Consider the following 18,622-nt stretch of genomic DNA (forward strand, 5'->3'; position numbering starts at 1 on the left):
CTAAAGTCGAATCTTGACTATTATTTCTCATCGTAACAAAATTTATTAAAGTTAAATTTTGTTACCGAATTATCTAACCTTTACAGGAATGACAACAAGGAAGAAAAATATGGCTTTAACTCGAAAAATTGAATTAAATACCCACAAAGATTTACGCTAATTCGTGAATTCGTGGCGAAAAAACCTTAGCATCTCAGCAACTCAGAATCTTAGAACCTCATTTTAATATTCTCATTTTAAGATTCATTTATTAAATTATCCTACAAAACCGGTAGATTTTGTTAAGAAATCCTTTTTTGTTTCATAAAATGCATTATTTTTTTTGGTGCGCTAAAAATAATTTATACATTCGCAGAGAATTTAAATAATAACACAAACAAAATGGCATCTAACCGTTTTTATTTTAGCAACTCTTTTTATTTCTTCTTTAGTAGAAGTAAGGATTGTGCTATGGTTATTTGAGAAATATAAAAGACAAATAAAACTAATATACAATCCTGATGAAAATCAGGATTTTTTTTTGAATATATGACAACTAAAATTGCGATACAAGGTATAAAAGGTTCCTTCCATCATCAGGTAGTGAATGAGTATTTCTCTGAAAATGTGGCTATTGATGAATGTTTGTCTTTTGAGGAATTAATCGACAGCCTTCTTTCAGGAAAATCGGATCAGGCGGTTATGGCGATTGAAAATTCGATTGCAGGACCAATTATTCCGAATTACGCTTTGATTGACAAGAACAATTTACACATAATTGGAGAGCATTATTTAAGCATTCACCAAAATTTAATGGCTTTGAAAGGTCAGAAAATTGAAGATATAAAAGAAGTTCATTCGCACCCAATGGCAATTTTGCAATGTATGGATTTCTTAAAACAGTATCCAAACATCAAATTGGTTGAAGATAAAGATACAGCCGAAACTGCGAGAAGAATTCAGGAAAAACAATTAACCGGAATCGCTGCAATTGCAAGTAAAACGGCTTCTGAAATGTATGATTTAGAAATCATCGCTCCGGAAATTCAAACAATCAAAAACAATATGACGCGTTTTGTGATCATTAAAAAACAGAATTCATTTTTACCGGAAAGCGAAATCAACAGAGCTTCTATCAAATTTGAATTAGATCATAAAAGAGGAAGTCTGGCAGCGGTTTTGAATGTAATGAGTGACTGCAAACTGAATTTGACAAAGATTCAGTCGCTTCCAAAAATTGAAACACCTTGGAAATATTCGTTTTTCGTAGATGTCACATTTGAAAAATACGAAGATTTTGCAAAAGCCAAAGCGTTACTAAACATAATGGCAGAATATTTCAAAGTGTTAGGAGAATATAAAAACACAAAGCCTTTGAGTAGTGAGTCATAAAGTTGGAAAGTCGAAAGTCTTAAAGTCCAAAAAAGCTTAGAGCTTACTGTCTAAAGCAAAAATAAAAGTTTAAAAAGAGCCTAAAGCCTAAAGCTTACGGCCTAAAGCAAATAAAAAATGATTACAACAGCAAAAAGATTAGATACAGTTGAAGAATACTACTTCTCATCAAAATTGAGAGAAGTTCGTCAACTAATGTCTGAAGGAAAATCTATCATCAATATGGGAATTGGAAGCCCTGATTTGAGTCCGTCGAAAGCAGTAATTGAAGCGGTTGCCGCGGCAATTCAGGATGAAAATGGGCATGGTTATCAGAGCTATCAGGGATTACCGGAATTGAGAAAAGGAATGGCAGATTTTTATCAGAATCAATTTGGTGTTGAATTAAATCCGAATAACGAGATTTTGCCTTTGATGGGTTCGAAAGAAGGAATTATGCACATTTCGTTAGCTTTTTTAAATGAAGGCGATCACGTTTTAATTCCGAATCCAGGTTATCCAACGTATACTTCGGTAACCAATTTGGTTGGTGCAGTTCCGGTTTATTATGACTTGAAAGAAGCAAATGCCTGGGAACCGGATTTTGAAGCTTTAGAAAAACTGGATCTTTCGAAAGTAAAAATTATGTGGCTGGGTTATCCGCACATGCCAACAGGAGCAAGAGGAAGTTTAGCGTTATTTAAAAAATTGGTTGCTTTTGCTAAAAAACACAACATATTATTGGTCAACGATAATCCGTACAGTTTTGTTTTGAATGATAATCCGATGAGTTTGTTGCAAGTTGAAGGTGCGAAAGAAGTGGCTTTAGAATTGAATTCATTAAGCAAGACGTTCAACATGGCTGGCTGGAGAGTCGGAATGGTTTTAGGGAATCCTGAAATTATAGATGCAGTGCTAAAAGTAAAAAGCAACATGGACAGCGGGATGTATTACGGAATTCAGAAAGGTGCAATTGCAGCGTTGAATTGCGATAAATCATGGTTCGAAGATCAAAACAAAATTTACAGACGCCGCAGAGAATTAACAGAAAAACTAGCAGAAAAATTAGGTTGCGAAGTTTATAAAGAAGGAGTTGGACTTTTTGTTTGGGCCAAATTGCCGGAAGGAATCGAATCAGCAGAAAAGTTCATTGACGAAATATTATACGAGAAACACATTTTCATCACACCGGGAACAATTTTCGGAAGTAATGGAGAAGGATATATCAGATTCTCGTTGTGTGTGAAAGAAGAAAAAGTACAAGAAGCGATAGATCGATTTTAGAAGTCATTGCGAGGAACGAAGCAATCTCAGTTGCTGAATCAGTTGTTAGTGTGGTTGCTTCGTTCCTCGCAATGACAAAAAATAAAAATAAATATGAAAGTATACGTAATAGGAATAGGGTTAATAGGAGGTTCGATGGTGCTGGACATCAAAGACCAACATCCGAACGCGACTATTTTTGGGATTGACAGCAACGAAAAACACTTGCAGGAAGCAATTGATTTGGGTGTTATCGATCAGGCAGGAAACTTTGAAGATTTGGCTGAAGCCGATTTTGTAATTGTTTCGGTTCCGGTTGATGTGGCACTGATCGTTTTACCAAAAGTATTGGATTTGGTTGGAGATAAAACAATTGTTTTTGAAGTAGGATCGACTAAAAAACCAATTTGTGATGCAGTTGCCAATCATCCGAAAAGAAGAAATTTTATCGCAACGCATCCAATCGCAGGAACAGAGTTTTCCGGGCCATCAGCGGCGATAAGAGGTTTGTTTAAAGGAAAGACAAACATTATTTGTGAAGTGGAAAAAACCACTTTTAAATTGCAGGAAAAGGCATTACAGCTTTTTAACGAAATTGGAATGAGGATTCGATATATGGATCCAACGTCACACGACAAACACATTGCTTACGTTTCGCATTTGTCGCACATTAGTTCGTTTATGCTCGGAAAAACGGTAATGAACAAAGAAAAAGACGAACAGGATATTTTTGATATGGCGGGAAGTGGATTTGAAAGTACCGTTCGTTTAGCAAAAAGTTCTCCCGCAATGTGGACACCTATTTTCAAGCAAAACAAAGAACACGTTATTGAAACATTAGAAGAATATATTTCAAATCTCAGTCGGTTTAGAGATTTGCTAAAAGAAGATAATTACAATGCCATTTTTGAAGAAATGGAAAGCACAAATAAAATTAAAGAAATACTAAACGGATTAACAACAACTAAAAAGTAAATTAGAATTAAGATGGAAAATAAGAAAGAAATGAGAAAGTGGTTAGAAGATTTCAATTTAAATCACCCACTTGTGATAGCTGGACCTTGTAGTGCAGAAACGGAAGATCAAGTATTGAAAATTGCTCATGAATTGAAAGATTCAAAAGTTAGTGTATTCAGAGCTGGGATCTGGAAACCAAGAACGCGTCCGGGAGGATTTGAAGGTGTTGGAGAAATTGGTTTAAAATGGTTGCAAAAAGCTAAAAAAGAAACTGGTTTATTGATGGGAACTGAAGTTGCGACTGCAGCTCACTGTAAATTAGCTTTAGAACATGATATTGACGTTTTATGGGTTGGTGCTCGTACAACTGCAAACCCTTTCGCAGTTCAGGAAATTGCTGATACTTTGAAAGGAACTGACAAAATCGTTTTGGTTAAAAACCCTGTAAACCCGGATTTAGCTTTATGGTTAGGTGGTGTTGAGCGTTTACACATGGCTGGAATTGAGAAATTAGGAGTTATTCACAGAGGTTTCTCTACTTACGAAAAAACAAAATATAGAAACATTCCAGAATGGCAGATTGCTATCGAATTACAAAATAAATTCCCTGATTTACCATTAATCATCGATCCATCTCACATTACCGGAGATCGTAAAATGATTTTCGAAGTAACGCAAGAGGCTTTAGATTTGAATTACGATGGTATGATTATCGAAACGCACTACGATCCGGACAACGCTTGGTCTGATGCTGCTCAACAAGTTACTCCAGATGCTTTGAAACAAATCATTAAAGATTTGACTATTAGAAAAACGGATGATACTACAGATGAATACAGTTCAAAAATGACAAAATTAAGAGCTAACATCGACGTTTTGGATGCTAACTTATTAGAGTTATTAGGAAAACGTATGAAAGTTGCTGACGAAATTGGTCAGGTGAAAAAAGATGCAAACGTAGCGATTCTTCAAAATAATCGTTGGAATGAAATCTTAGGAAAAATGATTTTAGAAGGTGAGAAAAAAGGTCTTACTGAAGAGTTCGTTTTGAGAATGTTCAAAGCTATCCACCAGGAAAGTATTGGTCACCAAGAGAAAATTTTCAACGCATAATTTTTTCTAAAACATATAAGTGATATAAGTTAACTTAGGTTTTTATAAAATTATTGTAAAGTTTTCTTATAACATTATTTAAAGATAGATTGTTTTTTTAAGAATCTCCGGCACTTTGTAAAAGAAGTGTTGGAGATTTTTTTTGGGTTGTAATTCATATAATTTATGCAAAATAGATTTTTATATAAACATAGCCCACGGTTTTAACCGTGGGGACAAAGATTATGAATACGCTTTGTCATCAAAAAAATGCAAACATTGATTGTGTTCCCACGATTTCAACGATGGGGACAAAAATTATTAATATGCAGTGCGATCCCAAATATTGCAAACATTGATTGTGTCCCCACGGTTGAAACCGTGGGCTATATTTTACGAGACTTTTAATTAATCGTGAACCAATATTTTCTTATGTAACTTATAGTTTTTAATTTTTTTTTAATTCATTCCAACCTTTTTATATTTTTTGATCTCTATATCAATATACAATCTTAACTTTCGTGCTATGAAATCAAAAACATGTATGTCTATGCCAAAAAATTTTCAGGTTAATTTGAAACTATTGTTTTATGTTTTACTGTTTTTAGGAACAAAAATGTTCGGACAAAGTCCTGAATTAACGGTGAAAGGTGAGGAGGCTGAAAAAGTGCGAATGAACAAACTTTTCGTCAATGTAAAAGTCGTGGGTAATATTGCTTATACCACTGCTGAAATGCATTTTTTTAATTCGGGGACTCGCCAGATGGAAGCGGAACTTATTTTTCCGTTGCCCGAAAATGTTTCGGTTTCCAGATATGCGATTGACATAAATGGAAAATTGCGTGAAGCGGTTCCGGTAAATAAAAATAAAGGAAAACAGGTTTTTGAGGCAATCGAACATCGTCGTGTTGATCCAGGATTATTGGAGAAAGTCGACGGGAATAATTTTAAAACAAGAATTTATCCGCTGATGCCAAATGGTGAACGAACTGTTGTTATTGGCTATGAAGAAGAACTTTCGGCTTTTGATAAGGATAATTTGGCGTATCAACTGGTGAGCCGATTCCCTAAAAAATTAGATCAGTTTGAAATTAATGTTTCGGTTTTGGGAGCCTCAACTGCGCCAATTGTTACCGAAAATTCTGGGAAAGAAATTGTTTTTTCAAAATGGGATCAATCTTTTCAGGCTTCGGTAAAAAAAGAAAATTATCAGCCTGAGGAAAAAATAATAGTTAAGATTCCGATTCAGCAAAATATTCCAAGTGTTTTGATGCAGAATGCTGGCGGTCAATATTATTTTTATGGAAATACTTTTATAGAAGGAAATAAAATCGCTAAAAAAATACCAGCTTCAATTGGTTTGATTTGGGATAATTCTTTGAGCTGTAAAAATCGGGATCTAAAGAAAGAGTTGAATTTATTAGATGCTTATTTCCAAAAGATAAAAAACACAAAAGTGACTTTGTATTTTCTGAATTACACTTTTGAAAAACAAAAAGAGTTTGTGATTTCTAACGGAAATTGGTCCGAATTAAAGACCATTTTAGAAAACACAAAATACGATGGCGGAACGCGTTATTCACAAATTAGTTTTGAGAATCAGGATGAATTTTTGTTTTTTTCTGACGGATTATCTTCTTTGAGCGAAAACCTTTTGCCAAAAACAAAAAAGCCTATTTACACTATTGCATCTTCGGTTTCTTCAGATTTTGCTTTTCTGAATTTTTCTTCAATTAAAACTGGCGGTAATTTTATCAATTTAAATCAGATAAATTCGGAAATAGCTTTGGATAAATTGACGAATGCGAATTTGAAGTTTCTTGGAATAAAAGAGAATTTTACAGTAACCGATTTATTTCCCATGGAAGGAACTTCGGTTTCAGGGAATTTTAGTTTTTCTGGTATTTCTTTGAATCCAAAAAACGAAATCACTTTATTATTCGGATATAATAATGAAGCTGTTTTAGAAAGAAAAATTACACTTGATGGTGCGGTTCAAAACACTAATGATATTAATGTTGAGAAACTTTGGGCACAGAAAAAAATAGCCAATCTTGAATTAGAATATGCTAAAAATGCTGATGAAATTGAACTTCTTGGAAAGAAATTCGGAATTGTAACAAAAAATACTTCACTGATTGTTCTGGAAAATGTAAGAGATTATATTTCATATGATATTTTACCGCCTGCTGAATTGCGTGCAGAATTTGACCAAATTAAAAAGCAGGAACATGATGCTACATTGGCACAGCAAAAAAATAATTGGGAAAGTATTGAAAGTTATTTTGGAAGTATAAATGCTTGGTGGAAAGAGAATGTAAAATACAAAGGGCAGAAAATTGCTTCTAAGTATAAATCCAAAAGATTGGCTCAGCCAGTGAGAGCTGAAGCAAATGAAACAATTAAAGGAGATCCAGATGCAGTGCTGACGGTAGACGAACCTGTTGGCAGAGGAACATCTGAAACTGTAATTGAACAAGACAACAATGTTTATAATACTGCTGCACCACCTGCACCAAAAGTCGACCAGGTTAAATTCGTATCACCTGTGGTTGCGAAATCGCAAGAAATTACCCAAGATATACCAGTAATTACTGAAATTAAAGATAAAAAAGTAGGAAGTGAAGTTTTAAAGACTGCAGAATTAGAAGAAACAGTTGTAGTAGGATATGGTACTCAAAAAAAATCAGATTTAGTCGGTTATATCCCAGAAAGCGTTTCAAAAAATAAAGATCTTTTGGAAGATTCAAATCTCACTAGAGGTTATTTGGCTGGAGATTCAAAAAAGCCTTTAATTATAGTTGATGGTCAGTTTTATGAGGGTGAATTGACCGATCTAAAGTCGGATGATATCGATACAATAGATGTTTTGAAAGATGCATCGAGAATTGCTACTTATGGCAGCAGAGGGGCAAATGGAGTTATTATTATAACAACGAAAAAGAACTCTTCAAATAGTGGAGTTGTGCAAACTAAAAGTTGGAATCCAGATCGATTGTATTTAAAAGCTTTAGCAGCTGCTCCAAAAGAAAAACAATATGATTTGTATTTGGATTTGAGAAAAGCACAGGAAAGAAATCCGAGTTTTTATTTTGATGTGGCACACTTTTTCTACAATCAAGGTGATGTTAAAAAAGCGCTACTGATCATTAGTAATATTGCTGATTTAGGTTTAGAGAATCATCAGCTTTATAAAACTTTGACTTATACTTTGCGTCAGTGGAAAGATTATAATGATGCGGTTTTTACCGCAAAACAAGTTGCGAAATGGAGAGCTCACGAACCACAGAGTCTTAGAGATTATGCTTTAACGCTAGAAGATGCAGGAAAATATCAAGAGGCTTTTGATGAATTGGTAAAATCACTTGAGGTAACTTACTACGGAGAAATGAGCGGGCAATATGAAGGTGTTGAAGATATTATTTTAATGGATATTAACCGATTGATGACTGCGCATCCAGGATTGAAAACCGGAAAATTAGATAAAAAATATATTGCAAAAATGCCGGTTGATATTCGAATTATTATGAATTGGAACCAAATGGATGTCGATTTAGACCTGCATGTTATTGAACCAACTGGCGAAGAATGTTATTACAGCCATACAAGTACGGCGATTGGAGGCAGATTTTCAAAAGATTTTACGCAAGGTTACGGCCCAGAACAATATTTAATTCGAAATGCGGTAAAAGGAAAATACCAAATTAAAACCAATTTCTATGGCGAAACGACATTAACTGAAAATGGCCCGGCAACAATTATGGTTGAAATTTATACAACAAAAGCCGGGAAAACTTCCAGAACTTTGAAAGCAATTCAGTTAGGAAAAATTAAAGAGAATCAAGTTTTAGCCGAAATTATCTGGTAAAGTCTGCAAATTAAGAGGGTGTCTTTCAAATTTAAAAGGCGAAATTGCGTTGTTCCATTCTAAAAACGTAATTTTGCCTTTTAATTTTTTAGATTAAAGAGCAATCTAAAATCTAAAATTTGATATCTAAAATTAAAGAATGACAGGAACCGTTTATAAATCTACAGGAAGCTGGTACACCGTAAAATCTGAAAATGGAGATTTTTTGGAATGCCGTATGAAAGGGAAATTTAGAATTAAAGGTATAAAAAGTACCAACCCTATTGCTGTAGGCGATATTGTTGATTATGAATTAGAAGAAACATCTGATGCTCTGACCGGAACGATTCATAAAATTCACGAAAGAAAAAACTATATCGTTCGTAAATCGGTTAACTTATCGAAACAGATTCATATTATTGCTTCAAATATTGATCAGGTTTTTTTGCTGGTCACTATTGATAATCCGCCAACTACAACGAGTTTTATCGATCGTTTTTTGGTTACTGCCGAAGCATACGGAATTGAAGCCGTCCTGATTTTCAATAAAATTGATACACTAAACGATCAGACTTTAGACGATCAGCTTTATCTGCAGCATATTTATCAGGAAATTGGATATAAATGCCTCCGAATTTCATCTACAGAAAATAAAGGCGTTGACAAGCTGAAAGAAATGATGATTGGAAAAGTAAGCATGTTTTCAGGACATTCTGGAGTTGGGAAATCAACTTTGGTAAATGCGATGGAACCAAGCCTGCATTTAAAAACAACAGTAATTTCAGAACAAAGCAAACAAGGACAGCACACTACAACTTTTGCCGAAATGTATGATTTGTCTTTTGATGCTAGAATTATCGATACTCCAGGAATTAAAGGCTTCGGAATTGTTGATATGGAGCCATCAGAAATCAGCGGTTATTTTCCTGAATTTTTCAAATTAAAAGATCAATGTAAATTTAACAATTGTTTACACAAAGAGGAACCGCATTGTGCCATAAAAGCAGCATTAGAAAAAGACGAAATCGCTTGGTCGCGTTATAATAGCTATCTAAAAATCCTTGAAGGAGACGAAGAGCATTATCGAACAGACAATTATGGAGAAGATCGTGCGGCGAGTGATGAAACGAGAAAATAATTGAAATTCCAAACTTTTTAAATTCCAAATTCCAATTTGAGCGAGATCGCGATTCTATTGTAGAGATGCACTGCAGTGCATCTCTACAATAGAATTTAAAATCTGCGTAATCCGTGTAATCTGTGGCCAATAAACTACGTCACATTAGATCGAAAAAATAATGAGAGTAATTATTCAAAGAGTTTCCCAGGCATCAGTAACAGTAGATGGTCAAAAAACAGCCGATATTCAAAAAGGATTATTGATTTTAGTTGGAATTGAAGATGCAGATAATCAGGAAGATATTGATTGGCTTGCTGGTAAAATCATAAAAATGCGAATCTTTGGTGATGAAAATGATGTTATGAACTGCTCAGTTCAAGATATCGCCGGCGAAATTATTGTCGTTAGCCAGTTTACACTTCACGCTTCTACAAAAAAAGGAAATCGACCATCTTATATAAAAGCGGCAAAGCCAGATTTTGCAATTCCAATGTATGAACGCTTTGTTGAAGCATTGGAAAAAGAATTCAATAAAAAAGTTCAAACGGGAATTTTTGGTGCCGATATGAAAGTCAGCCTCTTAAATGATGGCCCTGTGACGATTACTATGGACAGTAAAAATCGCGATTAAAAAAAGTTTGACAAATGTTAAGGATTTCTAAAAAAAATATATATTTGAAGAAATTACTTACCAATGAGAAGCCCTTTTTTTTCGTTATTTTTTTGTTTAATTGCCCTTACTTCTTACGCACAAAAGGTTAATTACAATGTTACTTCAATCCCAGACAGTCTAAAACAAAATGCAAATGCAGTTGTTCGATTAGATCAAATGGATATCACGATTGCTTCCCAGCGAAGCATGAATGCGAAAATCCAAAGAATTGTTACTGTTTTAAATGACAAAGGACTTGGTCATATTGATGCTTATAGGCATTATGACAAAACCAGTTCAATAAACAGCATCGAAGCTATTGTCTATGATGCAGCCGGAAACGAAATCAAAAAAATTAAACGAAAAGATTTTAGAGATCAAAGTGCTGTCAGTGGCAGTACGCTTTTCTCAGACAGCCGTGTTATTTATTTAAATTATACCCCAATTTCATATCCTTTTACAATTGTTTTTACATGTGAAGAAGAAACTTCAAACACGGCATTTATACCGCAATGGTATTTTCTGGGCGGCTATAATGTAAGCGTCGAAAAATGCGTGCTAAATATTGCTTTTCCAAACGATTTAGGTTTTAAGAAAAAGGAATTTCAGTTTTCTGGTTATAACATTAAAAAAACCGAAGAATCGAGTACAAAACTAAGTTATATCGCAGAAAATATTTTAGCAAGAAAATCAGAAGATTTAAGTCCGTCTTCACGTGATTTATTTCCAAGAGTTATTATGGGGTTAGAAAAATTTCATTTAGAAGGTGTTGACGGAACAGCCACAACTTGGGAAGCATTTGGAAAATGGTACGGTGATAAAATTTTAACCGGAACAACGACTTTGCCTGAAGAAACCAAAGCGAAGATGAAAGCGCTTGTTGGCGACGAAAAAGACCCAATCAAGAAGGCAAAAATCATTTATGACTATGTGCAGAAGAAATCACGATATGTAAATATTGCTGTTGGAATTGGAGGATGGAAACCAATGCTTGCCAGCGATGTTGATCGTTTAGGTTATGGCGACTGCAAGGCCTTGTCAAATTATACCAAAGCGCTTTTGCAGGCAGTTGATGTTCCTTCATATAATACTATTTTATATGGTGATTCGGATAAAGCGAATATTCAATCTGATTTTGTTTCAATGCAGGGAAATCATATGATATTAGCAATTCCAAACGGCGATAATTACACTTTCTTGGAATGTACTAGTCAAGATGATCCGTTTGGTTATCAAGGAACTTTTACAGATGATAGAGATGTTTTGGTAGTAAAACCAGACGGCGGTCAAATTGTTCGAACAAAAGTGTATGATGATAAAGGTAATATACAAAAAGACAAAGGAACTTACACGATTGACGAAAACGGGCATTTTTCGGGTTCTATTTCGATAATTTCTGAAGGTTCTCAGTATAGTGAAAAGTACAGAATCGAAACGTATCAGCCCACAGAAAAAGAAGCGCATTATAAGGAATATTGGGATAATATCAATAATCTGAAATTAGGGAAAATAACATTTTCAAACGATAAAGAAAATATTCGTTTTACTGAAGATGTCCAGTTAAGTGCCATAAATTATGCTTCAATTTCGGCAAACAAAATGATTTTTGCTATTGATGCTTTCAATCAAAATGGTGAAAGTGTGAAACGCATCAGAAACAGAAAAAATCCATTCCAGATTCAGCGTGGTTATGTCGATTTTGATGAAATTGAAGTAAATCTTCCAGCTGGTTTTACAATCGAATTTCTTCCCGAAAATTATGAACTGAAAGGAAAATTTGGTGAGTATAAAACTGAAATTATCAAAAAAGACAATAATAAACTGATCTACAAACGAAGCATGTTTTTGAATAAAGGAAAATATTCAAATAAAGAATATGATGAGTATCGACTTTTTAGAGAACAGATTTCAAGAAATGATAACGCAAAAATTATTTTAATAAAAAACTAAAAAAAACAACCAGTAGTACAATTTTCAAACACCTAGAAAAATAGATTTAAAATACTTAAAAAGGCGTTTCTTTTTAAGCTCTTTGCTGGAAATAAAATCTATGTTTCTATGTGTTGAATAAAAAAACAATAACTAATTAACCAAGACCTAACCCCGCATGAAATTAATTAAAATCTTAAGCCTTTCAATTGTGCTTTTGGTTGTATCAAAAACAACAGCACAAGAGTTTAAATTAGGAAAAGTATCTGTTGCTGAATTAGAACAGAAAGTACATCCCAAAGATTCCACAGCTCCGGCTGCTATTTTGTACAAAAAAGGAAAAACAAAAATCGAGTTTGATCAAAGTGAAGGTGACTTTGTTACGTTGACAGATGTTGAGGTTCGATTAAAAGTGTACAAAAAAGAAGGTTATGAATGGGCAAATCATGAAGTTTGGTACTACAAAACCTCCGGACTTACTGAAAAAGTATCTTTTTCTGATGCCTATACTTATAATTTGGTAAATGGTAAAATCGAAAAAACGAAGTTGAAAAGCGAGGGCACTTTTGATGAAGTTTTAAATAAATTCAGAGCTCAAAAGAAAATTACAATGCCAAATGTAAAAGAAGGTTCTGTAATTGAATTTAAATATACAATCAAAAGTCCGAGTGACCGCTTAATAAGAGAATGGAATTTTCAAGAAACTATTCCGGTAAATTATTCAGAGTTTGTGACTTGTATTCCTGAATATTACGTTTTTAATTCTAGGCAAAAAGGTTATTTTTTTCCAAAAATGACTGTTGATAAAGGCCCTCGCTCAATTGTAATAACAAGTAAAGAAAGATCTGAGGGATATGTAGCTAAAACTACATTTTCAACTGACAAAATTGATTATACTGAGACAAGAACAACATATATAGCACACGATTTTCCAGCGATGAAAGAGGAATCTTTTGTTAACAATATGGATAACTATGTTTCGAGTATTCAGCACGAATTGTCGATGACAAAATTTCCAAATTCGCAAATGAAAATGTATTCTACTGATTGGGAATCAGTTGTAAAAACAATTTATAACTACGAAAGCTTTGGTCCGGAATTAAATAAAACAGGTTATTATGAAGATGATCTAAAAGTGCTGCTTGCTGGAAAAAATACGCCTGAAGAAAAAATCTGGACGATTTTGAATCATGTAAAAGCGAATGTAAAATGGAATGGTTATACAGGTTATGACTGCGATAACGGCGTTAAAAAAGCATACAAAGAAAAAACAGGAAATATTGGTGATATCAATTTAATGCTGACTTCAATGCTTCGTTACGCAGGGCTGACTGCAAATCCAGTTTTATTGAGTACACGTGAAAACGGAATTGCATTATTTCCTAACAGAACCGCTTTTGATTATGTAGTTGCAGCTGTCGAAACGCCACAAGGAAATTTATTATTAGATGCTTCAAATAAATTTTCAACACCAAATATCCTTCCTTTCAGAACCATCAACTGGACTGGAAGATTGATTCGTAAAGATGGTACTTCTGAAGAGATTGAGTTGACACCTAGAAAAGTTTCAAATGATATTGTTTTTTTAAGTTACAGTATTGATCCTGATGGAAAAGTTTCTGGAAAAACCAGAAGACAATACACAGATCATATGGCAATGATTACAAGAGAAAGAATTGACGGCGTTAAACAAGAAGATTATCTTGAAAAATTAGAAAACAAAAGCAAAAAAATCGAAATAAGTGATTACAGCAGAACTAATGAAAAAGAAATTTTATTGCCTGCAATAGAGACGTATGCCTTTACCGGAAACGACTTATGCGAGATTATTGGCGGTAAAATATATATTAATCCAATGTTGTTTTTTGCCAATGATAAAAATCCATTTAAACAGGAAGTAAGAGAATATCCGGTAGATTTTGGATTTCCACAAATGGATAAATATAATATTACAATTCAGATTCCTGAAGGCTTTATTGTAGAAACACTGCCGGCTCCTGCGATTATAAATATGGAAGACAACGCAGGAAGCTTTAAATTTAATGTTGCAGCGAACGGAAATAGCTTGCAAGTAAATATTGCAAATCAAATTAATGAGGCAATTTTTTCTGCAGAAAAATACGAAATGCTGAAAGAATACTATAAAGGAATGATTGCGAAAGAAACGGAGAAAATTGTTTTAAAACGTATCTGATATGAAGTTCCAAGGCTTGGTAATAATCTTTTTTCTGTGCATTGGTTTTTCAAAAATCAATGCGCAAAATTTTACATTAGGTAAATTAAGTATTGCTGAGCTTGAGGAAAAAACACACTCAATAGATTCTTCTGCTCCGGCAGCTGTTTTATTTACTAAAGGTCTTGTCAAAATAAATAATACAGGATATACAGAACGCATAACGCAGACAAGAATAAAAATTTATAAAAAAGAAGGTTATCACTGGTCAAATATGCAATTTACATTTCCGTCAGGGAAATTAAGCGCGATCAGTATTACCGATGTTTATACGTATAATTTAGTCGACGGAAAAATTGTCAAATCCAAGCTAAAGTCAGAAGGGGAATTTTTAAATAAAATAACCAAAGATTTTTGGGCTAAAAAAATTGCATTTCCAGATGTCAAAGAAGGTTCTATTCTGGAATTTCAGGTTAAAATTATTGGAGGTTCACTAAATATTCCGGATTGGGATTTTCAAAAAAGCATTCCTGTGAATTTTTCGGAATTTAAAACGATTATTCCAGATGTGTTTTCATTCAAAAAAAACATGAAAGGATTTTTTATTCCAAAATCAAACTCACAAGTTGCCCAAACATATGGTTATTTAGCAATGGAAAGTACGTATTCTCTTCAAAACGTGCCGGCAATGAAAGAAGAGGATTTTGTAAATAATATGGATAATTATCGTTCGTCAATTTCGCATGAACTCGAAGCGATCACTATTCCAGGACAGATTTACAAAACATTTTCGTCTAATTGGCCTTCTGTTGCAAAAACCATTTATGAGTTTGAAGATTTTGGTCCCGAATTAAGAAAAACCGGTTATTTTGAAGAGGACTTAAAATTGTTATTGACTGATAAAATAAAGCCAGAAGATAAGACAACTGCCATATTTAATTATGTGAAATCAAACATAAAATGGAACAAGCATCTTGGTTACGGATGTGAAAAGGGAGTCAGAAAAGCATATAAAGAAAAATCAGGAAATTGCGCCGATATTAATTTAATGCTTACGGCGATGCTTCGTTATGCAGGTTTAGAGGCAAATCCGGTTTTGATAAGTACGCGTTCAAACGGAATTTCATTTTTTCCGAGTACGGGCGGATTCAATTATGTGATTGCAGGAATAGAAACACCGAAAGGAATGGTTTTGTTAGATGCAACAGATGATTATGCAACTATAAATGTTTTGCCTTTAAGAGATTTAAACTGGGTTGGAAGATCAATTCGTAAAGATGGAGCCTCTAAAATTGTTGATTTAATGCCCAAAAAGAGTTCCGCAGATATTGTTGCACTGAGTTTTGAAATTTCAGAATCTGGAAAAATTGAGGGAAAAGCAAGAAGACAATATGCTGATTATCATGCGCTGAATTTTAGAGAGAAAATTGCAAAGGAAAATGAAGACGTTTATATCGAAAAATTTGAAAATGAAAATAATAAAATAGAGTTAAGTGATTATAAAAGAGTTAATGAAAATGAATTTGCATTGCCCGTTTCCGAATCATTTTCTTTCGCAGGAGCAGATTTGGTAGAAATCATCGGCGGAAAAATATATTTAAATCCGATGCTGTTTTTTTTAAACGAAAAAAATCCTTTTAAACAGGAAAAAAGAGAATATCCGGTCGATTTTGGATTTCCAAGTTTACAACGTTATAATATTGATATAAAATTGCCAGAAAATTTTACAGTGGAAAATTTACCAAAGCCCGTTGCTGTCGTTATGGAAGATAATTTAGGCGTTTTTAAATTTGATATTGCACTTTCAGATAACAGAATTCAGCTCTCAATCATCCATCAAATCAATGAAGCGATCGTCCCAATTGGGAAATATGACATGCTAAAAGAATATTACAAAACAATGATTGCAAAAGAAACCGAAAAAATTGTTTTAAAAAGAATATAAAAAATGAAGTTCTTACATGGGCTGATCAAAAGGTGCGTTTTTATATTAGGAATGAAAATCTGAACGAAGATCGCTTAGAATTTCCGAACGGAATTGCCTATAATCTTGAAAATGGCGCAATAGTAAAAACAAAACTTGATAAAAAAGGAAGTTTTAAGAAAAAGGTCAATAAATTTTGGAAAGAAAAAACAATAAAACTCCCAATTGTAAATGCCAAATCCAATTCGAATCTCATCTGAAAATAAAGAAATCGTTTTTACATTAAATATTTCAAAACAGGAAAATAAAATTCAGATTAGCTGTATCAAAGAAATAAACAATAGTATTTTTGCAGCTGGCGATTACAATGGATTAAAAGATCTTTTTCAGAAAATGATTGCCAGCCAAAATGAAAAAATTGTCCTAAAAAAAATATAGCAATGGATTTGAAAAATGCACAATTAGATGTTGATACTTGGATAAAAGAACATGGCGTTCGTTATTTTAATGAATTAACCAACATGGCGCAGCTTACAGAAGAAGTAGGTGAAGTGGCCAGAATTATTGCACGCCGGTACGGAGAACAATCAGAGAAAGAAAGCGATAAAAACAAAGATTTAGGCGAAGAATTGGCCGATGTTGTTTTCGTTGTTTTATGTTTGGCGAATCAAACGGGAATCGATTTACAAGTCGCTTTTGATAAAAAAATGGATTTAAAATCGGTTAGAGATAAAAATCGTCACAAAAACAATGATAAATTGAAATAATTGTGAAATTTCAGCGCGAATTTTGATTTACGGGCGAGGAGTGGTAAATTGCGCGCTTGGATTATGTTACTCATAGTTCGCAACACATAACTAATATCATGAATTTAAAATTAAGCACGAATTCGCAATTCACAATTGATGATTCGCAACTAAATATCACTGGTTCTAAAAGTGAAACGAACCGATTATTGTTACTAAAAGCGTTATTTCCTAATATTACTTTAGCCAACACTTCAAATTCTGACGACAGTGAAGTAATGCAGAAAGCATTAATTGGCAATGACGAAATTGTTGATATTCACCATGCGGGAACGGCAATGCGTTTCTTAACGGCTTATTTTGCTGTTAATGAAGGCAGAGAAGTTGTAATGACAGGTTCAAGCAGAATGCAGGAACGCCCAATCAAAATTTTGGTTGATACTTTAAGGCAATTAGGAGTTGAAATCTCTTATGAAAAAGAAGAAGGCTATCCGCCAATTCGAATTAAAGGAAAAAAAGTAACGGCTTCAAAAGTGAACTTGGCGGCAAATGTGAGCAGTCAATATATTTCGGCACTTTTATTAGTGGCTTCAAAACTAGATAATGGTTTAGAATTGACATTAGAAGGAGAAATTACTTCAGTTCCTTATATCAAAATGACTTTGGCTTTGCTGAATGATTTAGATATTCAAACTAGTTTTGAAGGAAATGTAATCAAAGTGTTTCCAAAAGAATCTGTTGAATCAAAAGAAATGGTTGTAGAATCGGACTGGAGTTCGGCTTCTTACTTCTTTAGTTTAGTCGCTTTGGCCGATGCTGCAAAAATTACATTAAGCAGTTATAAAGAAAACAGCCTTCAAGGAGATTCAGAATTAATTTCTCTTTATGAAAAAATGGGTGTAAAAACCACTTTTCAAGGCAATAAAATGACATTGGAAAAAGTAGCTGGTTTCAATTATCAAGATGTAAATTTTGAATTGAATAATACGCCAGATATTGCGCAGACAATCGTTGTAACTTGTTTAGGTTTAGGAATCGGATGTCATTTAACAGGTCTTCATACTTTAAAAATTAAAGAAACTGACAGACTTGAAGCATTACGAATTGAGCTTACAAAACTAGGCGCTAATATTTCGGTAACTAACGACAGCTTGACTTTAGAGCGTTCTGGAAATATTAATCACGATGTAAAAATAGGAACTTATAATGATCACCGTATGGCAATGGCGTTTGCTCCGTTAGCAATTAAAGTTCCAATTATTATTGAAGATGCAGGAGTAGTTTCAAAATCATACCCAGATTTTTGGAATGATTTAAAAGCTTTGAACTTCCAAATCTCAGAAGTGTAAATTTTTTTGGAACAATATAAATTCATATAAATGCAAACTTAAAACATAGCCTCTGGTTTCAACCAGAGGTTTTTTTATGTTCGAATTTGAATATGATCGCAAAGTTTGTCATTTCAATAATAAGTTAAACAGGTTTGTGTAAGAAAAAAAACATTTTTAATGCTTTCCGAAACGCCACTAAATCAACGACTTTTGAAAATAAACGTCAAAACACTTGACA

The 18,622-nt window shown here is 33.6% G+C and carries 13 protein-coding genes; all 13 read left to right on the forward strand.

The genetic code is table 11. The features are described 5' to 3' along the window. The first annotated feature begins 528 nt into the window (after positions 1–528). The 13 genes from EV145_RS21765 to EV145_RS21825 all read left to right on the forward strand — a co-directional run bounded on the left by EV145_RS21765 (position 529) and on the right by EV145_RS21825 (position 18,402). Positions 529–1,371 (forward strand): prephenate dehydratase, encoded by an 843-nt coding sequence (locus tag EV145_RS21765; protein ID WP_133527279.1) that lies wholly within the window; start codon positions 529–531, stop codon positions 1,369–1,371. A 117-nt stretch (positions 1,372–1,488) separates the two neighbouring features. Continuing rightward, a complete protein-coding gene (locus EV145_RS21770) occupies positions 1,489–2,634 on the forward strand; it encodes a pyridoxal phosphate-dependent aminotransferase (protein ID WP_133527280.1) in 1,146 nt (381 codons plus the stop codon). 93 nt (positions 2,635–2,727) lie between these two features. After that, positions 2,728–3,588: a prephenate dehydrogenase gene (locus tag EV145_RS21775; RefSeq protein ID WP_133527281.1), complete on the forward strand. Its 861-nt coding sequence runs from the start codon at positions 2,728–2,730 to the stop codon at positions 3,586–3,588. A gap of 12 nt (positions 3,589–3,600) precedes the next feature. Beyond that, positions 3,601–4,683, forward strand: a complete 1,083-nt coding sequence (locus EV145_RS21780) for a bifunctional 3-deoxy-7-phosphoheptulonate synthase/chorismate mutase type II (RefSeq protein ID WP_026983484.1) — start codon at positions 3,601–3,603, stop codon at positions 4,681–4,683. Positions 4,684–5,188: 505 nt separating this feature from the next. Continuing rightward, positions 5,189–8,530, forward strand: coding sequence for a VIT domain-containing protein (locus EV145_RS21785; RefSeq protein WP_133527282.1), 3,342 nt, complete (start codon positions 5,189–5,191; stop codon positions 8,528–8,530). A gap of 139 nt (positions 8,531–8,669) precedes the next feature. Next, positions 8,670–9,647 carry a ribosome small subunit-dependent GTPase A gene (gene rsgA, locus EV145_RS21790; protein WP_133527283.1) on the forward strand — a complete coding sequence of 326 codons (978 nt, stop codon included), beginning with the start codon at positions 8,670–8,672 and terminating at the stop codon, positions 9,645–9,647. 160 nt (positions 9,648–9,807) lie between these two features. Beyond that, entirely contained in the window at positions 9,808–10,260 is a 453-nt protein-coding gene (gene dtd / locus EV145_RS21795) for a D-aminoacyl-tRNA deacylase (protein ID WP_133527284.1), read from the forward strand. A 63-nt stretch (positions 10,261–10,323) separates the two neighbouring features. Continuing rightward, a complete protein-coding gene (locus EV145_RS21800) occupies positions 10,324–12,231 on the forward strand; it encodes a DUF3857 domain-containing protein (RefSeq protein WP_133527285.1) in 1,908 nt (635 codons plus the stop codon). Between the two features lie 157 nt (positions 12,232–12,388). Further along, positions 12,389–14,404, forward strand: coding sequence for a DUF3857 domain-containing protein (locus EV145_RS21805; protein WP_133527286.1), 2,016 nt, complete (start codon positions 12,389–12,391; stop codon positions 14,402–14,404). Position 14,405: 1 nt separating this feature from the next. Further along, positions 14,406–16,328, forward strand: coding sequence for a DUF3857 domain-containing protein (locus EV145_RS21810; protein WP_133527287.1), 1,923 nt, complete (start codon positions 14,406–14,408; stop codon positions 16,326–16,328). Positions 16,329–16,538: 210 nt separating this feature from the next. Further along, positions 16,539–16,745, forward strand: a complete 207-nt coding sequence (locus EV145_RS21815) for a hypothetical protein (protein WP_133527288.1) — start codon at positions 16,539–16,541, stop codon at positions 16,743–16,745. Positions 16,746–16,747: 2 nt separating this feature from the next. Continuing rightward, complete coding sequence (locus tag EV145_RS21820) at positions 16,748–17,074, forward strand: nucleotide pyrophosphohydrolase (protein WP_133527289.1); 327 nt, start codon at positions 16,748–16,750, stop codon at positions 17,072–17,074. A gap of 98 nt (positions 17,075–17,172) precedes the next feature. Continuing rightward, on the forward strand, positions 17,173–18,402 hold the full coding sequence (locus tag EV145_RS21825; RefSeq protein WP_133527290.1) for a 3-phosphoshikimate 1-carboxyvinyltransferase: 1,230 nt from the start codon (positions 17,173–17,175) through the stop codon (positions 18,400–18,402). The last annotated feature ends 220 nt before the right edge of the window (positions 18,403–18,622 follow it).

Origin of the sequence: Flavobacterium sp. 245, from assembly GCF_004362055.1 — a bacterium.
In the GTDB taxonomy this organism is placed as follows: Bacteria; Bacteroidota; Bacteroidia; order Flavobacteriales; family Flavobacteriaceae; genus Flavobacterium.

Excerpts from the sequence above, each read along its gene's own strand:
- EV145_RS21765 (WP_133527279.1), top strand. The coding sequence starts at position 529 with ATGACAACTAAAATTGCGATACAAGGTATAAAAGGTTCCTTCCATCAT.
- EV145_RS21770 (WP_133527280.1), top strand. The coding sequence starts at position 1,489 with ATGATTACAACAGCAAAAAGATTAGATACAGTTGAAGAATACTACTTC.
- EV145_RS21775 (WP_133527281.1), top strand. The coding sequence starts at position 2,728 with ATGAAAGTATACGTAATAGGAATAGGGTTAATAGGAGGTTCGATGGTG.
- EV145_RS21780 (WP_026983484.1), top strand. The coding sequence starts at position 3,601 with ATGGAAAATAAGAAAGAAATGAGAAAGTGGTTAGAAGATTTCAATTTA.
- EV145_RS21785 (WP_133527282.1), top strand. The coding sequence starts at position 5,189 with ATGAAATCAAAAACATGTATGTCTATGCCAAAAAATTTTCAGGTTAAT.
- rsgA (WP_133527283.1), top strand. The coding sequence starts at position 8,670 with ATGACAGGAACCGTTTATAAATCTACAGGAAGCTGGTACACCGTAAAA.
- dtd (WP_133527284.1), top strand. The coding sequence starts at position 9,808 with ATGAGAGTAATTATTCAAAGAGTTTCCCAGGCATCAGTAACAGTAGAT.
- EV145_RS21800 (WP_133527285.1), top strand. The coding sequence starts at position 10,324 with ATGAGAAGCCCTTTTTTTTCGTTATTTTTTTGTTTAATTGCCCTTACT.
- EV145_RS21805 (WP_133527286.1), top strand. The coding sequence starts at position 12,389 with ATGAAATTAATTAAAATCTTAAGCCTTTCAATTGTGCTTTTGGTTGTA.
- EV145_RS21810 (WP_133527287.1), top strand. The coding sequence starts at position 14,406 with ATGAAGTTCCAAGGCTTGGTAATAATCTTTTTTCTGTGCATTGGTTTT.
- EV145_RS21815 (WP_133527288.1), top strand. The coding sequence starts at position 16,539 with ATGCCAAATCCAATTCGAATCTCATCTGAAAATAAAGAAATCGTTTTT.
- EV145_RS21820 (WP_133527289.1), top strand. The coding sequence starts at position 16,748 with ATGGATTTGAAAAATGCACAATTAGATGTTGATACTTGGATAAAAGAA.
- EV145_RS21825 (WP_133527290.1), top strand. The coding sequence starts at position 17,173 with ATGAATTTAAAATTAAGCACGAATTCGCAATTCACAATTGATGATTCG.